The following is a 20655-nucleotide window of genomic DNA, read 5'->3' on the forward strand; positions in this document are numbered from 1 at the left end:
GGTTCGCGCACCCACTGCGGCCTTGGGCCTTGAGGTAGCCGGCTACCTCTCCTCGCTCGCCGGATCAGCGTTAAGTAACCGCGCATCGCTGCGATGCCCGACTACTTAACCTGGAGCCCCAATATGCCGACACCCTTGCCCAGCGTGGCCAACACCATCAGCGCGCTGTTCGCCAGTCGCCCGCGCTTTGACACCGTGGTGCAAAACCTGTTGACCGCAATGCTGACCGACGCCTATCCCGGCCTGAATCTGGACCTTGCCAAGATCCAACTGGCCACCCCGGAGGCCTCCGGCGGCTGGCGCTTTGAGCCGCTTATGACACACGTGCTCAATTACCTGGCCAGCGGCACCCCCCTTCCCGTCAATGAGCTGGATTTGCGTGCCGCCTTCCTGTCCGGGCAACCGCCCCGGCGCCTGAACAGCGCGGCGGGCCTGCCGTTGGACATGCAGCGGATCATTACGCTGATCCGGGAGCTGCCATGGTCGGTGCCCATCGCCCTGCAAAACGCATTGAGCGATTACTGGAATGAAAACGACGAGGCGTCCCACAGCCGCTGGCGGCGACTCAGCACCCTGTTGCTGGACAGCCTGCAAATCAGCGTGTTGAAACAAGCGGACTTGACCGATCTTGAACGCGACACCCTGCAACAGGTGATCAACTGCCCCGACGGCGATCAACGCATGGCCCGCCATGGACTGGCGCAGACCCACGCCTATGCTCTGGAGACCACCTTGCACAGCGATACGGGAGACTCGGTGCTGCTCGGTTCGCACCTGCTGTTGGTGCGCACGGTCGATACCCAGGTGATCGTGCTGCTGTGCAAACCCGGTGGGCGTGTCGAGCACTTTCCCTCGGTTGATGCGTTCGGCCAGTACTGGGGCGCGCAACTGGCCGACGATTACCGTATCGATACGCTGAGCTGGCGCCGTTACGAGATCCAGGGTGATGTGTTCGACCAGCAGGCCGCGCTGATCCTCAACCGCCAACTCAAAAGCCTTGAGGCGCTGCGCCTGCCCTGCACGCTGGGGCTGACGACGCTGCGGGCGCTGCATGCTGAACTCAGCGACCCGGCGCAGTACTTGATCGACACGCCTGCGGGCGGCGAGCCGCAGTTCGAGCATCTGCTGCGCCCGCAACTGCCCGACTGGCTGCAGCGCGCCTCGCCAACCCAGCAACAGGCTTACCGCCAGCACAGCATGGGGCTGGCCGCCTGCAAGATCCTCAACAAGGGTCGCACCTTTCTCAGTGACATTACCGACATTCAAGCCTTCACCCTGGACAGGCTGCGCCAGGCCCTGCGCAGCGAAGAACAACGGACGCTCCCCGCCGGGGCGATGCCCGCGTCGCCGGAGCATTACGACCCCGATAAAATCACGCTCACCTTCACCGAGTACGCGGGCTATCCCGGCGCCCCAGGCGTCGTCGAAATCACCCACATGAGTCTCACGGAACTGGCACTGAAGAACCTGGTGGGCCGGCCGCGCGGCACCTTGACCCTGGCCCATCGTGACGGCCTGGACCTGCCCGACTGGCTGACCGCCAACTTCGTGACCGGCACCAACGGCCTGATCGAAACCGTCAATATTGGCCGGCACTATCCCGAGTTTCTCAAGCAACAATTGCTCGGCGACGCCCCGGCCGTCGAGGCGCGCATGCGATTGTTCACCGAGCAGATGCGCCACCAACTGCCGTTACAGGCACTGGAACTGCACCTGCAGCAACAAGGCGCGATAGGCGCGACCGGTGCACGCTACGTCGCGGCGCTGGTCGAGCCTGGCGCCGCCGAACGCCGGGTGGATGAACACACGGTGGTGATTCGTTGCCTGGCGCTGTTACGCAAAGCTGAAGCCGTGCCGGATGTAGTCGCCAACATGTTCATCATCGAACCACTGGATAACAGCCAGGGCCCACACCTGCTTTACCGCCCGTTGTATCCCGACGCCTTGTGTGAGTTCCCAACGCGCGAGGCCCTGCTGAACGCCATCGCGCAGCCTGGGCCGCTGCAGACCAGCGTATTGACCTGGCTCAGCGACGAGGCGCGCCCGATCTATGACAACGGCGGTTTCCTGCACCCGCATTACGTGCGCTTCGGCCAGGGCGATGAGTTCTCCAACCTGCAGGCCCCGCCACCCGCGCGGCTGGCCAACGACGGCGCGAGCAACGAGTTATTGCAATACCTGCTCAACGGGCAAGTGATGGAGTACCTCTATGGCAGCAACGCACGGGCACTGGTCGACCAGGCCACGCATCAATCGGTGTCGACCCAAAGCAGCCGCTGGGCGGCGATGCTGGAGATCGGTGGCGTGCTGTTTAACACCCTGCTGCTGCCGCTGTTGCGCGGCCCGGCCCTGCTCACCGCCTGGCTGCTGGCGCTGACGGCGAGCCTGCAGCGCGACGTACCGATGCTTGGCAGCGCCGATCCGACCACGCGGGAACTGGCGGCCGCCGATGTGTTAATGAACCTGGCGAATGTGCTGGGTGAGCTGGTGCCGGGCGTGGAGAGCGCCACCCCCTTGGCCTTAAAAGTCAAGAAACAGGCCCTGCGCATGCCCGCACCGCGCCGCTTGCCGCAACAGTGGCCGCGCCCCAAGGCCCCGACGGTTACCGAAGGCGTGGTGGTGATACCCGGCGAATTTCCCGGTGAACGCAGTTCCGCCCTGGAACTGGACTTCGCCAGTGCCCGGCGCCGACTCACGGCCACGCAAAAGGCACGGCTGGCACGATTGCAAGTGCCACGTCCGCCCACCCTGCCGTCGCCAGTCCTCAATGGCCCGCGAAGAGGCTTATACGTGCTGGACAACCGGTGGCACGTGTTGATTGAACGGCAGCTCTACCGGGTCAACCTGCTGGAAGACGGCAATGTGCTCATCGTCGACCCGCTCGACAGCCGCAACCTGGGTCCCTATGTAAAGGCCGACGATCAAGGTCGCTGGGATCTCGACCTCACCCTGCGCCTGCGCGGCGGCATGCCGCTCAAACGTGTGGCCGCGCAGCGCCAGCGCAAGGCCCAGCGCAAGATCCAACTGACCGATCAGTACAACGACTTCCTGGCCCAGCAAGTGGCACTGCAGCGCGCGGCGGACGTCTCGCAAAGCGTGATGGAAAAAGCCGCGCAGGACCCTCGCTTCACCGCTCAACAGCGCGCCGGCCTGCAGCGTCAGTTCGACACCGCGCTGGAGCGCCAGACACGCGTATTCCAACAACTGCTGGACACACTCGATGAACGTATCGAACACGGTATTGCACTGAGCGCCGACACAGTGCTGGCCTTGCGGGAAAACACCCTCAACAATGCCCGCAAAGCCGTGGTGCGCGCTGAGCAGGACCGCGAGCAGCTCTACGCCAGCAATCGCCGCTTTATCGGGGGTGGCCTGTCGTTGCGGCAGGTGATCATGGAGCACTACGTCAGCTACCTGGCGTTTATCAAGGAACTGGCGCAGATCAATGAGCGCAGCCTGCGCAACCTTGAACTCAGGGACCGCCAACTGGCGGCTTTGTATGAGCAGGGTCCGGAAGGCGTGGCGGTGTTCGAGCGCCTGACCCGCGACCGCCCGGAAAACGAACTCAGCGCCCTCGGCGTGGTAAAGCTGCAATTGCTGGCCCTGCGGGTATTGAGCATCAAGGACGCGGCGCTGGACCTGATGGACGGCCTCAACGCGATCGTCGACCCTTTGAGCGTGCACGTACGCTCCCACTCCGAACTCAAGACCCTGGAGCTGACGGCGGTGGAGCGCCGTGAAACCCTGGAGAGCCTGGTAGAGCGTTACGGACAGGCGCTGGATGGCTTGCAGGGGCTGCGCGAGGTCAATGCCGAGGAACTGGAAAGCGGCCACTTCAATGCGCTGTACACCCTTGTCGAAAAACTCTACGAAGACGCCACGCAACAGTTGGCCAATGAAGTCAAACCCGCCGCGCAAACCGTCAGAAAACCGCCGAAACGCCCCAAGATCAGGGCGGGCCGAGCGCAGAAAAAACTCATCAGAACTCGCAGCGGCGCGATGCTCATCGGCGATCTGGCGCCCGCCGGCAGCAGCCTGCCAATTGATGTGGTGGAGGTGCGTTCGGAGGACAACAACCAGGTCATCGCCACCTACTCACGCCGCGAAGAGGACCTGTGGGATGAAGTGCGCATGGTGCGCACACCGGAACCGCCAGCCGCCGCGAGGCCCTTGAACGAACTCAAGGGCAAGGCGCGCAAGCTGCTCACACAACTGGAAGGCCACCTGCAAGGCGCCGAGCGTTACAAAGCACTGTGCCGCCACCCGCAGGAAATCGAGGAATTGATGAGCAACGAGGCCACTCGCCTCGACAACGCCGCCCAGGCACTCGACCAGGCGCTTGGGGCGCAGCCCGCAGAGGCAAGACTGGCGGCCGACCAGCGCCTGCTTGAGGACCTGCGCCAAGGGGTGGCGCGCCTGACCCGCAAAGGCCACGAACTGCGCACGGCGCTGAGCCTTGAGCTGCCACCGACCAGCGGCAACCTGCAATTTTTATTCGATCAGGGCCTGGTGCAGGTCGCCATGCTGGGCGAGCGCATTGCGCTGACCGGCGCGCGCAAAGACTTTATCCAGGAATATGCGATCAATGATCGCCGGGGCTATCCGCTGTGGTACGCGCACTTTCACTACGGCACCGCACACACCCCCAAAGCCGACTACAGCGTGGCGCACCTCAAGACCGCCGCCCAGCGTCGGCAAAGCTATTACACCCTGCTGGATAACGCCCAAAGCCCGCAGGCGGTGGTGGCTGTGCACCGTGGGATGCTCGGTAAAGCCCTGGCCGAACGTTGGTTCCTGCCATTGGCGCCTTGAGCGCGGGTGGGTAACCGTGGAAACAAAAACGCCCGACGGTCAGGTCGGGCGTTTGGGCGGCGACGCTTGCGCGTCAGTGGGCAAACAACGAATTGCCCTTTTGCCCCGCGAGCTTCTCGGGTTTGATCAGGAACCGCGCCAGCGCCGGCAACAGCCACAACGCGCCGAACATGTTCCACAGGAGCATGAAGGTCAGCATCAGGCCCATGTCGGCCTGGAACTTGATCGCCGAAAAAATCCAAGTGCACACGCCGATGGCCAGGCACAGACCGGTGAACAGCACTGCCTTACCGGTGGACTTGAGCGTCTGGTAATAGGCTTCCTGCAACGGCAGGCCGGCACGCAGGAAGCTTTCCAGGCGGCTGTAGATGTAGATGCCGTAGTCCACGCCAATCCCCACGCCCAGCGCCACCACCGGCAAGGTCGCAACCTTGACGCCAATGCCCATGAACGCCATCAGCGCGTTGCCCAGCACTGAGGTGAGCACCAGCGGCAGCACGATGCACAAGGTCGCCGCCCACGAGCGGAAGGTGATCATGCACATGGTCGCCACACACAGGTACACCAGGATCAGGATGGTCAGCTCGGACTCCTTGATCACCTCGTTGGTGGCCGCTTCGATACCGGCGTTGCCGGCGGCGAGGATGAATTCCAGGCCGTCCTTGTTGTTCTCCCTGGCGAAGTCCTGCACCGCATGCACCGCGCGGTCGAGGGTCTCGGCCTTGTGGTCGTTGAGGAACACCAGCACCGGCGCCAGCGAGCAATTGTTGTTGTACAGGCCATCGGCGCGGGCGATGGAGTTGTTCAGTACGTCCGGGTTACGCGACAGGGTTTCCCATTTCAGGTTGCCCTCGTTCATGCCCTTGATCATCTGTTTGGACACGGTCACCAGCGAGATCGCCGACTGCACGCCTTCAGTGTTCTGCATCTTCCACATCAACTGGTCGATGGGCGCCATGGCCTCATACCGCGAACAGCCTTCGGCCTTGGTCTTGACCATCACCACCAATACGTCGGAGCTGGTGGAGTAGTTGCTGATGATGAAGTTGTTGTCTTTGTTGTAGCGCGAGTCCGGGCGCAGTTCCGGCGCGCCCTGGTCGAGGTCGCCGATCTTGAGGTTCTGGCTGTACCAAAGGCCGCCGCCAAAAGCGACCAGCGCCAGCAGGATCGAGACCGGCGCGACTTTGGCGCTGGCGAATTTGGACAACAGGCGCCAGAACGGATGCTCGCGGTGTGCATCTTCCTTGCTTTTTGCGATGGCTCGTTTGCTGATACCGACATAGGAAATCGCCACCGGTAGCAGGATCAGGTTGGTGAACACGATCACCGCCACGCCGATGGACGCGCCGATGGCCAGTTCGCGGATCACGCCGATGTCGATGATCAGCAGGGTAATGAAGCCCACCGCATCCGCCAGGATCGCGATCATCCCCGGCAGGAACAGTTGCCGGAAGGTGCGCCGCGCCGCCGTCAGTGCGTTATCGGCTTCGCTCGATTGCAGGGCGATCCCGTTGATCTTCTGCACGCCGTGGGAAATCCCGATGGCGAAGATCAGGAACGGCACCAGCATCGAATAGGGATCGAGCCCGAAGCCGAAGAAGTGCATCAGCCCCAGTTGCCAGACCACCGCCACCAGCGTGGTGCTCAACACCGCGATGGTGCTGCGCAGGCAGTTGGTGAACCACAACAGCAGCACCAGGGTGATGACGAACGCGATACCGAAGAACAGCACCACCATCACGAGGCCGTCGATCAGGTCACCGACCTTCTTGGCAAAGCCGACGATGTGGATCTTGACGTTGGGGTTCTGGGCTTCGAACTTGTCGCGAATTTTTTCTTCCAGTTCATGGGAGAACTTGCGGTAGTCCAGGGCCAGCAACTTGCCCTGGTCCTGCGGGTCCGGGTAAGACTCCAGCAGCGGGATATCGACGATGCTCGATTTGAAGTCGTTGGAGACCAGACGCCCGACCTGGCCGGACTTGAGTACGTTGTTGCGCAACTGGTCGAGGCTTTGCGCCGAGCCGTTGTAGCTCTGCGGGATGACTTCGCCCCCGGCGAAGCCTTCTTCGGTCACTTCGGTCCAGCGTACGCTGGGGCTCCACAGCGACTTGAGGCCCGAGCGGTCGACGCCGGAGATATAAAACACCTCGTCGTTGATCTGACGCAGGGTCTCCATGTACGCCTTGGTGAAGATGTCGCCGTCCTTGGCCTCCACCGAGATGCGCACCGTGTTGCCCAGGTTGGCCAGGTCGTTGCGGTGCTCCATCATTTTTTCGATGAAGGGGTGTTTCAGGGGGATCATTTTTTCAAAGCTGGTGGACGGGCGAATCAAGGTCGCCTGCCAGAACAGGAACACGCTCACCAGCAGGCAGATGACGATGACTGCCGGGCGATTGTTGAAGATCAGGCGCTCAAGAAAGGTCGCTTTATCGTTGTGATGACTGCTCATTCTTTCCCCGCCTTCTTATTGTTTTGTCGGTTCGGCGCCGGTCGGCGCGGCGACACGAACACCGCCCTGCCCGACCAGAATCAAGTTGCCATTGCCTGCCGCGGTGACCGCCGACAGTGAAATACGGTCCGGGCGGTTGAACACGGCGAAGGTCTGGCCGTCGTCGTGGCTGACCACCACGCTGCCGCCGTTGCCGACGACCACAATGGAGCCATCCTCCAACAAGGTGGCCCCGGACAAGCCGAATTCCAGGGCGCCACGCGCGGCAGTCAATTCGACCTGCTCCCAGGTGCTGCCAAAATCGGTCGAACGGTACAGGTTGCCGCGCAGGCCATAGGCCAACAGGGTGTGCGGTTGTGCAGTGCTGATCACCCCGAACAGTGAGCCTTCATAAGGGCCTTCGAGTTTTTCCCAGGTCTGGCCCTCGTCGCTGGAGCGGAACATGCTGCCCTGCTCCCCGACGATAAACAGGCCGGCGTCCTTGATATGGGCGATGGCGTTGAGGTGGAACTGGTCCTCGTTGTCGAGGCGGTCGCTGACGTCTTCCCAAGTTTTGCCGCCGTCGGTGGTTTCGATCAGCGCACCGTAGGCGCCTACGGCCAGGCCGTGGCTGGCGTCGTTGAACCATACATCGAGCAAGGGCGCTTCGCGCTTGAGGTCTTGGTATTGCTGGACCCAGGTGGCGCCGCCATCGGCGCTGGCGAGGATCTGCGCGTCATGGCCCACGGCCCAGCCCTGCTTGTCATCGACAAAAAACACGGCGGTGAGCAACTGTCGGGTGGGGACTTTGGCTTGTTTCCAGGTGCTGCCCTGGTCATCGGAATAGAGGACATGCCCGCGATCACCGACCGCCACCAGGCGCTTGCCCGCGTGGACCACATCGATCATCAGGCCTTTGGCGGCCTTGGGGGATTCAATCGCAAACACCGGCTGCGCGGCGGTATCGCTGGCTGCCAGCACAGGTGTCGACAACACAGCCCCCGCCAGCAACGAGAGCGCTGTGGCCAGCAACGCAACCCGGCGTGCGGCGCGTGGGCGGCAAACAACCCAACCCATGACAGGCTCACTCATAGACCTTCTCCCATTTATTATTTTTTGTTAGGTCGTCTCGCCTTCCCGGGCTCTGAAACCTGCAATCTAGAGCGCCTGGAGGAAGCAGGGGCCATCCTATCGGGCTTTCGAATCGTCTGACAATCGGCGCTACGTTATCTTTTGTTAACTGGCGGCGTTTGGCCATGTGGTGAATATAGCCGTATTCGCCAGGCTGATTGCCGGGCGCGCAATGAATTTTTATTCCATCTATTGAGTTTAGAGAATTTTTATTCCATTAATAGGCACCTTAAAAACAATAATCCAAAGGACCACGGCTATGCGTGAACTCGGAATCGGTTTGATCGGCACAGGCTTCATGGGCCGCGCCCACGCCCTGGCCTTCAACAATGCACGGGCGGTTTTCGAACTGCCGGTACACCTCAAGCTGGCCGCCCTGGCCGATGCCGATACCGAGCGGGCCAAACGCTGCGCCGCGGCCTGGGGCTTTGCCGCAGCCCATGGTGACTGGCAAGCATTGGTCGACGACCCGAAGGTCGATGTGGTGGCCATCACGACGCCCAATCACTTGCACTACCCCATGGCCATGGCCGCGATCGCGGCGGGGAAAGCGGTGTATTGCGAAAAACCCCTGGCGGTCAGTCTGGAACAGGCCGACGCCATGCGCCGCGCCGCCAGCGCTGCCGGCGTGGTCACCCGGGTGGGCTACAACTACCAGCACAACCCCATGATCACCCTGGCGCGGCAAATGATTGCAGGCGGCGAACTCGGTGAAATCATCAGTTTCCAGGGTGAATTCAGCGAGGATTTTATGGCTGACCCAACGTCGCCGTGGTCATGGCGCTGTGAAGTGGCCCACGCTGGTGGCGCATTGGCGGACCTGGGCAGCCACCTGCTGTCGATGGCGCGTTATCTGGTGGGGGATGTGATCAGCGTGTGCGCCGATACCCAGACCGTACATGCCCAGCGCCCTGCCGTTAAAGGCGGCAACGACGTCAAAACCATCGCGGTGGATGACCAGGTGCATGCACTGCTGCGTTTCGCCAACGGCGCGCGCGGCACGGTCAGCAGCAGTTGGCTCAAGCACGGCTACAAGAACCACCTGGGTTTCGAGATCAGTGGGACAAAAGGCACCCTGGCCTTCGATCAGGAGCGTTTAAACGAACTGCGCCTGTGCCGTGTCGGCCAAGACGGCTTCCAGCGGCTGCTGGCCGGCCCCGCCCTGCCCGGCTACGCCGCGTTCAGCCCGGCGGCGGGCCATCAGTTGGGTTACAACGAGTTGAAAACACTGGAGGTGCAGGAATTGATCATGGCCGTGGCGGGCAGAGGTGCCGATGGCACTGACTTTGACGGCGCATGGGCAGTGGAGCGGCTGGCGACAGCGATTCGCGTGGCCGCCCGTGAAGAGCGCTGGGTGAAAATCGAAGAAGTATGAGCTAACACGCCAAACCCTGTTGTTTCACATCAGCGCAAGGCCCGGCGCAGCACTTTACCCACCGTCGTTTTAGGCAGTTCGGTGCTGCGAAACTCCACATACCTGGGCACTTTGTAGCCCGTCAGGTACTCGCGGCAATGGGCGAGGATCTGCTCCTGGGTCAGGCTCGGGTCTTTGCGCACGACGATGATCTTGACCCTCTCGCCGGTCACGCCATCCTCCACCCCAATCGCCGCCACCTCGGCCACGCCTGGGTGCAGCGCCACCACGTCTTCGATTTCATTGGGGTACACGTTGAAGCCCGACACCAGAATCATGTCTTTCTTGCGGTCGACCAGGCGGATGTACCCGCGCTCGTCCATCACACCGATATCCCCGGTGGACAACCAGCCCTCGGCATCCAGCACTTCGGCGGTGGCCTGCGGGCGTTTCCAGTAGCCCTGCATCACCTGCGGCCCGCGTACTTGCAGTTCGCCTGGCTCACCGATGTCAGCCAATCCACCGTCCTCGCGCACAAACCGCACCCAGGTCGAGGGCAGTGGCACGCCGATGCTGCCGGTGAAGTCCATCTCACGCATGCGGGCGATATCGATGGGGCTGATGCTCACCACCGGCGAGCACTCGGTGAGGCCGTAGCCTTCGATGATCGGAAGCCCGGTCACCTCCTTCCAACGCTTGGCCACGGCAGTGTGGGTGGCCATGCCGCCGGCGATGACCATGCGCAGGTCCGAGAAGTCTCGTGCGCAGAAGTCCTTATTTTCCAGCAGCCCGTTGAACAGGGTGTTGACCCCGGCAATGCCGTTGAAGCGCTCCTTGCGCAGGATCATCTGCACCCGTTTCACGTCCCGTGGGTTGGCGATGAGGATGTTGCGCCCGCCCAGGCACATGAACATCAGGCAGTTCACCGTCAGCGAAAAAATGTGATACAGCGGCAACAGGGTGACGTTGGTTTCCTGCTTGTCCTGGTCCAATTGGTCACCGACCCAGGCCTTGGCCTGCAGCAGGTTGGCGATGATATTACGGTGGCTGAGCATCACGCCCTTGGCATCACCGGTGGTGCCGCCGGTGTATTGCAGGAAGGCCAGGTCATCCAGCGCCATGCTCACCGGCAGGTGGTTCAGCGCGCGCCCCTGCTTGAGCACCTGATTGAAGCGCACCGCGCCAGGCAGGTGAAACGCCGGCACCTGCTTTTGCACGTGGCGCAGGATGAAGTTCATCGCGGCGCCCTTGAAGGCACCGAGCAAGTCACCGATGGCCGCCACCACCACGCGCTTGACGCTGCTGCCGGCCACAGCCTTTTCCAGGGTGTGGGCGAAGTTTTCGAAGATCACCACGGTCTCGGCGCCACTGTCCTTGAGCAGGTGTTTGAGTTCGTGGGCGGTGTACAGCGGGTTGACGTTGACCACCACCGCGCCGGCCAGGATCGTACCCAACAGGCAGATCGGGTACTGCAGGCAGTTGGGCATCATCAACGCCACACGGTCGCCCGGCTGTACGCCCTGGCCTTGCAGCCAGGCGGCAAACGCGATGCCCTGGACGTGCCAGTCGGCGTAGCTCATTTCGGTGCCGATGCTGACATAGGCCACACGCTCGCGGAATTTTTCCAGGTGTTCCACGAACACTTCGCGTAACGATGGGTAGTCCTCGATGGCGGCATCGATGTCTGCCGGGACGCCGGGCAGGTAAGCGTTCAACCACACCCGTTCGGTGTGTTCCAGGCTGATAGCGTTCATGGCAGTCTCCTTATTGTTGTTTTGGTGGGCTCTGCTACTTTTCGACGATGGCGGTAATGCCCAGCCCGCCCGCTGCGCAGATCGAGATCAACCCGCGGCCGCCGCCGTTCTCATGGATGATCTTGGCCAGCGCCGCCAATTGCCGGCCGCCGGTGGCGGCGAACGGATGGCCGCAGCCGAGGGAGCCGCCGTTGACGTTCATTTTGGCGCGGTCGATGGGCCCCAACGGCGTCTCCAGGCCCAGGCGCTCGCGGCAGTAGTCGGCGTCTTCCCAGGCCTTGAGGGTGCACAGCACCTGGGCGGCGAACGCCTCGTGAATCTCGAAGAAATCAAAGTCGGCAAAGCTCAGGCCTTCGCGTTTGAGCATGCGCGGCACGGCATAGGCCGGCGCCATCAGCAGCCCTTCGCTGCCGTCGACAAAATTCACCGCCGCCGTCTCGCCGGTGCGCAGATAGGCCAGCACCGGCCAGCCGTTCGCCGCAGCCCACTCCTCGCTCGCCAGCAGCACCACCGAGGCGCCATCGGTCAGCGGCGTGGAGTTGCCCGCCGTGAGCGTACCGTTGTGCCGGTCATAGGCCGGTGACAGGCCAGCGAGTTTTTCCAGGCTGGCATCGGCGCGCAGGTTGTTATCACGGGCCAGGCCGCGATGGGGGCTGATCAGGTCGTCGAAGAAGCCGCGTCGGTAGGCGGCGTCCAGGCGCTGATGGCTGGTGAGGGTCAGCTCGTCCTGGGCCAGGCGCTTGATCTGCCAGCGCTGGGCCATGGCTTCGCAGTGCTCGCCCATGGACAACCCGGTACGCGGCTCGCCGTTGCGCGGCAGCAGCGGTTTGAACAACATCGACGGCCGCACCTTGAGCAGCGTCTTCAGTTTGTCGCCCAGGCTTTTCGCGCGGTTGGCGGCGAGCAAGGTGTGGCGCAGGGATTCATTGATGCCGATGGGCGCGTCGGAGGTGGTGTCGGCGCCGCCGGCGATGCCCACCTCGATCTGGCCCAGGGCAATTTTATTCGCCACCAGCAACGCGGCTTCAAGCCCCGTTCCACAGGCTTGTTGCACGTCGTAGGCGGGGGTTTCCGGGGATAAGGTGGTGGAGAGCAACGACTCACGCGCCAGGTTGAAGTCCCGCGAATGCTTGATCACCGCGCCGGCCGCAAACTCGCCCAGGCGCTGGCCGTGCAGGTTGTAGCGGTCCACCAGGCCTTGCAGTGCCGCCACCAGAAGATCCTGATTGCTGTCGTGGGCGTACAGGGTGTTGGAGCGCGCGAACGGAATTCGGTTGCCGCCGATGATCGCCACACGGCGAGTGGGGGCCGGGTTGAAACGGTAGTCACTCATTGAACGCTCTCATTCCAAATGAACAGCCCACGCATATGGGGTTTGTCGCCTGCGAAATTGCGCACCTCAAATTCACGCCGTGGGCCGCTCACCGGATGGCTCCACAGCGCGACCTGGCCGGGCAAATAAATCGGCAACTTGAAATCACAATGGGCCTCGGCCTGGGCCAACCCACCCGGCGGTTGCTGGGCGGCGAGTGCGCGGCCCAGGGTCCACATGCCGTGGGCAATGGCGCGGCGAAAGCCGAAGATTCTGGCGCCTACCACCGAGGTGTGAATCGGGTTGAAATCGCCGGAGACTTTGGCAAAACGTCGGCCCAGATCCGCCGGCAACACCCAGCGCCTGGTGCGCAACAACCCGTGTTCCTGCAACGGCAGAACGTCGTCCCAGGGTTCACCGACAGGGGTCGGCACGTCACGACGCAAGTACAGGCTGTCGCTTTCCCACGCCAGGGTGCCCGCGCTGAACGCCCGCGTGGCGATGCTCAGCGCCTGCCCTTTGGGATGGGCCACCCAACGCTCGGCATACACTTCCAGGCGCAGCGCCTGGCCCTCGTGCAAGCGCTGGTGCTGACGAATGCGGTTGGCCAGGTGCACCATGCCGCTCGCTGGGTACGGAAAGCTCGGCCGCGTCAGCAGCATCAAGTGCAGCGGGAAGGCCAGCACGTGGGGGTAAGACAGCGGCACGCCCTGCTCGAGGCGAAAACCGCAGGCCCGGCCGTAGGCCGCGATGCCCTCGGCGGACAACTCCACCGCCGAGCGCACCAGGCGCGCGTTCGGCAGCACCGGATCGCCGTCGGGCTTGGGCTTGCGCAGGGCGCGTACGCCGTCCAGCAACAGGCGCGTGCGCGAAGGCGGTGGGTCGATGATCTGGGTCACGTAGTCCATGGCATCAGGCTCCCAACAGGCTTTGGCCGCACACCCGCACGACTTGGCCATTGACCCCACCCGAGGCCGGGTGCGCCAGCCAGGCAATGGTTTCGGCCACGTCGATCGGCTGTCCGCCCTGGCTCATGGAGTTCATGCGCCGCCCCGCCTCGCGAATCATCAGCGGAATCTTCGCGGTCATCTGGGTTTCGATAAACCCAGGCGCAACGGCATTCACCGTCACCTGCTGCGCGGCCGCACGCGGGGCCAGGCCCTGGACCAGACCGATCACACCGGCCTTGGAGGTGGCGTAGTTGCTTTGCCCGAGGTTGCCGGCGATGCCGGAAATCGACGACACACACACGATGCGCCCGCCGGGGTTCACCCCCTGGTGTGCGAGCAACGCGTTGCTCAGCTGCAACGGCGCCTCAAGGTTGACCGCCAGCACACTGCGCCAGTCTTGCTCAGGCATTTTGGCGAGGGTCTTGTCGCGGGTGATGCCGGCGTTGTGCACCACCACATCGAAGGCGCCGTACTGGCTGACGTGGGCCAGCAACAGCGCGGCGGCATCCGGTGCGGTGATGTCCAGCGGCAGCGCCGAACCGCCGACGAGGCTCGCGGCCTGTTGCAGCGACTCCAAAGCATTGGGTACATCGACGCACACCACATGGGCGCCCTCGCGGGCCAACACCTGGGCGATGGCCAGGCCGATGCCACGGGACGCGCCGGTGACCAGCGCACGGCGGCCGGTGAAAGGCTTGTCCCAATTGACGCCTGGCTGGCCGTCCACGGGTTTGTCCAGGCGCACCACTTGCCCCGAAACATAAGCCGAACGGCGTGACAGGAAGAAACGCAGGCTGCTGTCCAACGCGTCTTCGGCACCCGGTGCCACATAGAGCAACTGCACGGTGATCGCCCGGCGCAGCTCCTTGGCCAGCGAGCGCACCAGACCTTCGAGGGCGCGTTGGGCGACGGCCTGGGGCAGGTCCTGGCAATGTTCCGGCGCGGTACCGAGCACCACCACGCGAGCATGCTGGCCGAGGCGTTTGGCGTTGGCGTGGAAGAACACGTACAGCTCATCCAGTTGGTGCAGGTCGGTCACACCGGTGGCGTCGAACACCGCGCCCTGCACCTTGACCGTGGACGGTGCCTGAACGGTGGCCGGGCTGGCGGCCACGGTGTCGGTGGCGCTGAAGAGGCGTTGCACTTCGCCGACCAGGCGCCCTGCCCCGGCGACGATCACCGGGTTGGCCAAGCCTGGCTGGCCGCTGCGATGACGCTGCAACGGCACGGGCTGGGGCAAGCCGATCGCCTGCGCCACGCGGCGGCCCCAGGGGGAACTGACGAACGCTAGGTAACTGTCACTCATAGATAGATCCACTCAAAACACTGTCGTGACTTGGGTTCTGCGGGAGGGGCAAGCGCCCTCCCACAATGGCGGCGTTTGTCCTCAGTTGACCGAGGCGTTTTCGCCCTGGCTGGCGCGGCGTTTGGCCACTGGTTCCAACGCCTGCTTGCGCTGCTGCAAGGCTTCCAGCAAGCCGAAGTCCTGCGGGAAGTCGTCCACCTGGATCGCGTGATCGGCAAATTCCACGTAGCGCGCCAGCAACCCTTCCTCGTCCTCGCTGATCAGGTCCTGCGCTCGCGCTTTGACGCGCCAGGCCGTAAACGCCGCGGTCGAGATCGGCAGCGGTTCGATCAGCCCTTGCTTGACGGCGGGCTTGAGCCGCGCATCGATCAGTTCCACTTGCGGCAACAGACGCAAGCCCAATTCGCCATAAGCCAACTTGTCGATCTCCGGCCGTGGGATGTAGGAATTGGCCAGCAAACGGTCACGGGTCTCGCCCGGCGTCTGCACCACGTCGGCGACCTGGGCCAGCAAATGATCCGACGGCTTGCGCAGTGGGATGCCGAACGGAAACGTCAGGCCCCGCAGCACCGCCGCAGCGGCTTTGGAGGGGTAGTTATCGAGGACTTCGGCGAGGGCTTCATGGGCCCGCAACAGCGCATCCTGGGCCGACCAGTGCACCAGCGGCAGGTCGCTCTGGGGCCGGCCATCGTCCTCAAAGCGCTTGAGCACGCAGGACAGGATATACAGCTGCGAAAGGATATCGCCCAGGCGCCCGGTGATACTTTCCTTGCGTTTGAGGGCGCCGCCCAGTACGCCCATGGACACATCCGAGATCAACGCCAGCACCACCGACAGCCGATTGGCCTGACGATAGTAGGACGCCAGCGCCGGCTCGGTCTTGGCCGGCGCGGACAGCAGGCGGCCACCGGTCAGCGCATGCACCGCCGCGCGTACGGTGTTGGCCAGCACGAAACTCAGGTGGCCGAACATCGCGCTGTCGAAGTCGTGCAGGGCCTTGCGCCGGTCCGGGTTGCGCGCCGCTTCCATTTCGCGGAACACATAGGGATGGCAGCGAATCAGGCCCTGGCCAAAGATGATCAGGCAGCGGGTCATGATGTTCGCGCCTTCCACCGTAATGGCGATGGGGCTTTGCTGGTAGGCGCGGGCGAGGAAGTTGTTGGGGCCCATGCAGATGCCCTTGCCGGCGACGATGTCCATACCGTCATTGACGATGATCCGCGCGCGTTCGGTGACGTGGTATTTGGCGATAGCCGAAATCACCGAAGGTTTTTCACCGGCATCCAGGGACGCCACCGACACCTTGCGCACCGCATCGCACGCATACAGATGCCCGGCCATGCGCGCCAACGGCGCCTGCACCCCTTCGAACTTGCCGATGGGCAGGCCGAATTGCTTGCGCATCGCCGCATAGGCGCTGGTACCGCGCACCGCGACCTTGCCCAGGCCGACGTTGGCCGAGGGCAGCGAAATCGCGCGTCCGGCGGCCAGGCATTCCATCAACATGCGCCAGCCATTGCCGACTTGCTCACGGCCACCGATGACCCATTCCAGCGGGATAAACACCTCCTTGCCGGTGGTCGGGCCGTTCTGGAAGACGGCGTTGAGCGGCCAGTGGCGACGACCGCTGTTCACGCCGGGGTGGCTCGTGGGGATCAAGGCGCAGGTGATGCCCAGAGAACCCTTGGGCCCCAGCAAGCCGTCCGGATCTTGCGCACGGAACGCCAGGCCCAGCACGGTGGCGATAGGCCCCAGGGTGATGTAGCGCTTGTCCCAGGTCACTTTGAACCCCAGGACTTCTTCGCCTTCGTGCAGGCCCTTGCAGACAATGCCCAGGTCGGGAATCGCCCCGGCGTCCGAGCCGGCATAGGGGCTGGTCAGGGCAAAACAGGGGATGTCTTCACCCCGGGCCAGGCGCGGCAGGTAGTAATTGCGCTGGGCATCAGTGCCGTAATGCAGCAGCAGCTCGGCCGGGCCCAGGGAGTTGGGCACCATCACCGAAATCGCCGCCGCCGAGCAGCGTGTCGACAGCTTCATCACCACTTGGGAGTGCGCGTAGTGGGAGAAGCCTTTGCCACCGTACTGCTTGGGAATGATCATGCCGAGAAAGCCCGCGTCCTTGGTGTACTGCCAGGCTTCGGGGGACATGTCCTGCCAGACCTGGGTGGTTTCCCAGTCATTGGCGATGTCGCACAAGGTTTCCACTTCTGTGTCGAGAAACGCTTGTTCTTCGGCGCTCAGGCTCGCCGGTGCGGCTTGCAGCAGGCGCTGCCAGTCGGGGTTGCCGCTGAACAGCTCGGCGTCCCACCACACAGTTCCGGACTCAATGGCCGCACGCTCAGTGTCGGACATCGCCGGCATGATCGTACGAAACAGGCCGAGGGCCTTGCCGGTCAACAGCGTGCGACGCAGCGGTTTGATTGCCAGCAACACGGCCGGCAACAGCACCAGTAACGCGGCAACCGTAATGCCGAACCCCGCCACCACGTTGAACAAATAACCGGCCGCTATCCATATCAGGCCGATGCCCAGCCACAGGGCCGCGGCCGCTTGTCGATACGCCAGGGCAATCGCTGCTGCGAAACCCGCCAATAACCAGATCACCATGGGATACCTCGACTCGATTCAGGGCATGGCCAACGCGCGTACCGCTCGGTATGAGCGACGGCTTGAAACCACACTACAAACTTGGAAACGCAAATTCAAATTTTGTTTTGAAATTTTTATTTAATGCTCGGACGAAAAAACAGCGGCCGAACGGATCAGCCTGACTCATCGCTTAAGACCTGCGTGGAATGAGGATGAACCACTGGGGAAGGCAGCAAGATGCGCTTGGTGCCCTCCTCCATCATCCTCGGTGAAGCCTCAGAACGCGTAGGTGGCCGACACACTCACCACATCACCCGACGACTCGGCCTTGCCGTTGAGGCTGGCGCCGCCCAGGCGATCGACGTTTTGCGTCTTGAGCTTGACCTCCTGGACGAACTGGTGCGAATACGCCAGGTCGACACTCAGCCCCTTGATGGCTTTCACGTCGTAGCCGGCCCCCAGCGACAGGAAGGTACGGTCACCGTCCGGAATGCGGGGGTCGCGGGTCGAATTGCGCGTTGGGGTCTGGTCAAGGGCCACACCTGCGCGCAGGGTCAGCTCGTCGGTCACGCGGTAGTCACCGCCGAGGGAGTACATCCAGGTGTTTTTGTAGTTGTAGGGAATGGACACAATGGTGGTGCCACCGGACTCAAGCGTCAGGTCCTTGAACGAGGACCACTCTGTCCAGGTCACGCTGGCGCCGAGGGTGAAACGGTCGTTGAACTGGTGCACCCAGTCCAGGCCCGCCGTGGCGGGGATGTCCAGTTGGACGCTGGCATGGGCACCGTCCGGCTTCAGTTCCAGCCCTGGGTAAGCGGTATTGACCAAGGTACCGCTACCGCCGAACGGGCTCGGCTGGGTCATGAGGTTGTAGGAAAACTGATCGGCGTACATGTTGTATTTGCCGGTCATCTTGTTCTTGATCTTGGCGTGATAGTTCAGGCCAAGGGTGTCTCGGTCGGTGGGTTTCCAGACCACGCCGGTAAACCAGCCCGCCGAAATATTGTCGACTTTCACGCGCATCAGCGCATTACCCACGTCCGACGGGAAGTTGATCCCGCCCAGCACCGAATCGGACACCGCTGCGGCCGATAACAAGTCGACGTTCTGGCTGACGAAGCCCTTGCTGTGCTGCACGATCACACCACCGCCGATGGAGAACTGGTCGTTGACTTTGAACGACAGCGAACCCGTCAAGCCGACGGTTTCAATTTTGGTGTCCACGGCGAAGTCGCGCAGTTTCGAATCCTGATCCCAGGTGGAGCGCATCCCTTGGGGCACGACCTGACTCAAGCCGAACGCGAAGCGATCCCCCAGGGGCATCACCATGAAGCCGGTCGGCAACCAGGCAGTAAAGCCGCCTTGGCCACCATCGTTGTTATTGACGGTGGTTGCCGCGACATCGGGGAAACCGTTGGCATCCAGCGGCGTGCTGGAAATCGGGTTACCGGCATAATCCGAAGCGTCGCCCTTGTACTTGATCTTGATCCGCGCGTAGTCGACGGTGAATTGCGCGACGTTGTGCTCGACGAACGCCATCGCCGCCGGGTTGTTGTACGCCGAACTCGGGTCGTTCTTGAACAGCGAACCGCCCCCGAATGCACGGCCCCATCCAGGCGCGCCGTAGGTCGGTGTGGAGAAACCGCCGGCCTGGACAGGCACGGCCACCAGCGCCCCGCCTATCATCGCCAGCCCCAGCAAAACCTGCACATGTTGTTTCTTATTATTCATGCGGCACTCCTTATTGTTATCTCTCTGAGCCAGCCCTGCCGGTTCGTCTTGCGGCTTTCAACGTTTGGACCGGCGCCCGGTACAGGCGCCGGTTTTTTCAACGGGTGATCAGCCCTTCGTTGTGTGCTGCCTTTAAGGCACGATGGTCAGCGCAGGGCTTGGGGTCACGCTCAGGCTCACCACGGTGCAGCTGCCGCTCAGGGTCTGGTTGGAGGCGGTCAGCACGCCGCCGCTGTAACCCACCGCGATGGTAGACGGGCCGCAATTGGAGGCTGGGTACAGGATGGAACTCGCGATGGTGTAGCCAACGTTTGTCACCGAGCCGACAGCCGCCCCAGTGGCGGTCAAGGTCCAAGGCAAACCGGTGATTTTAGGCAGCGCACACAGGCCACCGCCGGTCACTGCCACGCCAGTGATCTTGGCAACACCGGTTGCATCCACATTCCCGGTAAACGTGGCCCCGCAGTTAACGGTGGCCTGGAAGGAAGATGGCGACTTCACCGAGATCGTGCCTGGCGCGGTGAAGCTGGTACTGACCGGAGAGATGCTATAGGCGTTCGCCATGGAAGCCGCACCCATGCAAACAGTCAAGGCAGTCAACGACACGAGGGTTTTCAAACTTTTCATTGTTATTCCTCACATGTAATGGCGAGTCATTCGCCGGGGGGTAATGGCCATGAACGAGAGGTCACGGTGAAACTGCAGAACTTCCCTTTCCAGCCAAATCTCAATTCAATTACCGCTACAAACAGGACGAGCGTTATTCAACAACTTTGAAGTTGGGCGGCATCTTGATCGACACCGTTTTGATCTTGCAGTCTTCGCCAATCGGTACATTGGCCGCTTCCAACTTGCCGGTGGCGTTATCCCACGTGCCCTCGGCCGTCGACGGCCCGCACTTGCCGCCCAGGCCGAAGGCATGCACATCCACGCTGATGTTGGACATGGCGCCGCTTTTCGTATCCTTGGCAACTAATACCCACGGCAAGTTGATTGCCTCAACCCGGCTGCACTTGAGGCCACCGTCGAACTCCACTTTGTCGACATTGACCGAGGCGCCATCGGCCGCGACCTTGCCGGCCACCTTGATGGTGCAGTCGGCGCTGATCAGCGCGCCCTTGGAGAAGCTGATGGGGCCTTGGGCCGTAAAGGCGCTGCCGGCCGGTTCGATACGGGCGGCCTGGGCCTGGTGATAGGTGATCAGGCCCAGTGCGGCGAGCACGATATGGGCGGTGAACCTGGCAGGTGTGTGCATGGTGTACGTCCTTCCCTTAATTATTGTTGTTCG

General features: G+C 62.7%; 12 protein-coding genes. 2 read left to right on the forward strand and 10 right to left on the reverse strand.

Annotated features, from left to right (window positions below; all coding sequences use genetic code 11):
* Positions 1-123 precede the first annotated feature (123 nt).
* Entirely contained in the window at positions 124-4812 is a 4689-nt protein-coding gene (locus PSH59_RS14585) for a hypothetical protein (protein WP_305393017.1), read from the forward strand.
* A gap of 73 nt (positions 4813-4885) precedes the next feature.
* Here PSH59_RS14585 and PSH59_RS14590 read toward each other — a convergent pair whose 3' ends face one another.
* Positions 4886-7261: an RND family transporter gene (locus tag PSH59_RS14590; RefSeq protein ID WP_248083440.1), complete on the reverse strand. Its 2376-nt coding sequence runs from the start codon at positions 7259-7261 to the stop codon at positions 4886-4888.
* Between the two features lie 15 nt (positions 7262-7276).
* A complete protein-coding gene (locus PSH59_RS14595; RefSeq protein ID WP_305395303.1) occupies positions 7277-8317 on the reverse strand; it encodes a YCF48-related protein in 1041 nt (346 codons plus the stop codon).
* 313 nt (positions 8318-8630) lie between these two features.
* On the opposite strand from PSH59_RS14595, the gene PSH59_RS14600 reads away from it, so the two are divergent.
* Entirely contained in the window at positions 8631-9746 is a 1116-nt protein-coding gene (locus tag PSH59_RS14600) for a Gfo/Idh/MocA family protein (protein WP_305393018.1), read from the forward strand.
* Positions 9747-9775: 29 nt separating this feature from the next.
* Here PSH59_RS14600 and PSH59_RS14605 read toward each other — a convergent pair whose 3' ends face one another.
* The 8 genes from PSH59_RS14605 to praA form a co-directional block, all read right to left on the reverse strand.
* Positions 9776-11479: an AMP-binding protein gene (locus PSH59_RS14605; protein ID WP_248083442.1), complete on the reverse strand. Its 1704-nt coding sequence runs from the start codon at positions 11477-11479 to the stop codon at positions 9776-9778.
* 34 nt (positions 11480-11513) lie between these two features.
* Positions 11514-12812: an acetyl-CoA C-acetyltransferase gene (locus PSH59_RS14610; RefSeq protein ID WP_305393019.1), complete on the reverse strand. Its 1299-nt coding sequence runs from the start codon at positions 12810-12812 to the stop codon at positions 11514-11516.
* Complete coding sequence (locus PSH59_RS14615; RefSeq protein ID WP_305393020.1) at positions 12809-13699, reverse strand: MaoC/PaaZ C-terminal domain-containing protein; 891 nt, start codon at positions 13697-13699, stop codon at positions 12809-12811. The genes PSH59_RS14610 and PSH59_RS14615 overlap by 4 nt, the downstream gene beginning before the upstream one ends.
* A gap of 4 nt (positions 13700-13703) precedes the next feature.
* Entirely contained in the window at positions 13704-15047 is a 1344-nt protein-coding gene (locus PSH59_RS14620; protein ID WP_305393021.1) for a 3-oxoacyl-ACP reductase, read from the reverse strand.
* Between the two features lie 81 nt (positions 15048-15128).
* A complete protein-coding gene (locus PSH59_RS14625) occupies positions 15129-17654 on the reverse strand; it encodes an acyl-CoA dehydrogenase (RefSeq protein ID WP_305393022.1) in 2526 nt (841 codons plus the stop codon).
* A gap of 258 nt (positions 17655-17912) precedes the next feature.
* Entirely contained in the window at positions 17913-19367 is a 1455-nt protein-coding gene (locus PSH59_RS14630; protein ID WP_248083447.1) for an outer membrane protein transport protein, read from the reverse strand.
* A gap of 132 nt (positions 19368-19499) precedes the next feature.
* Positions 19500-19994, reverse strand: a complete 495-nt coding sequence (praB, locus tag PSH59_RS14635; protein ID WP_248083448.1) for an alkane oxidation protein activator PraB — start codon at positions 19992-19994, stop codon at positions 19500-19502.
* Between the two features lie 133 nt (positions 19995-20127).
* Entirely contained in the window at positions 20128-20622 is a 495-nt protein-coding gene (gene praA / locus PSH59_RS14640; protein WP_248083449.1) for an alkane oxidation protein activator PraA, read from the reverse strand.
* Positions 20623-20655: the final 33 nt, after the last annotated feature.

The sequence above is a fragment of the Pseudomonas sp. FP2309 genome (genome assembly GCF_030687575.1).
GTDB lineage: Bacteria > Pseudomonadota > Gammaproteobacteria > Pseudomonadales > Pseudomonadaceae > Aquipseudomonas.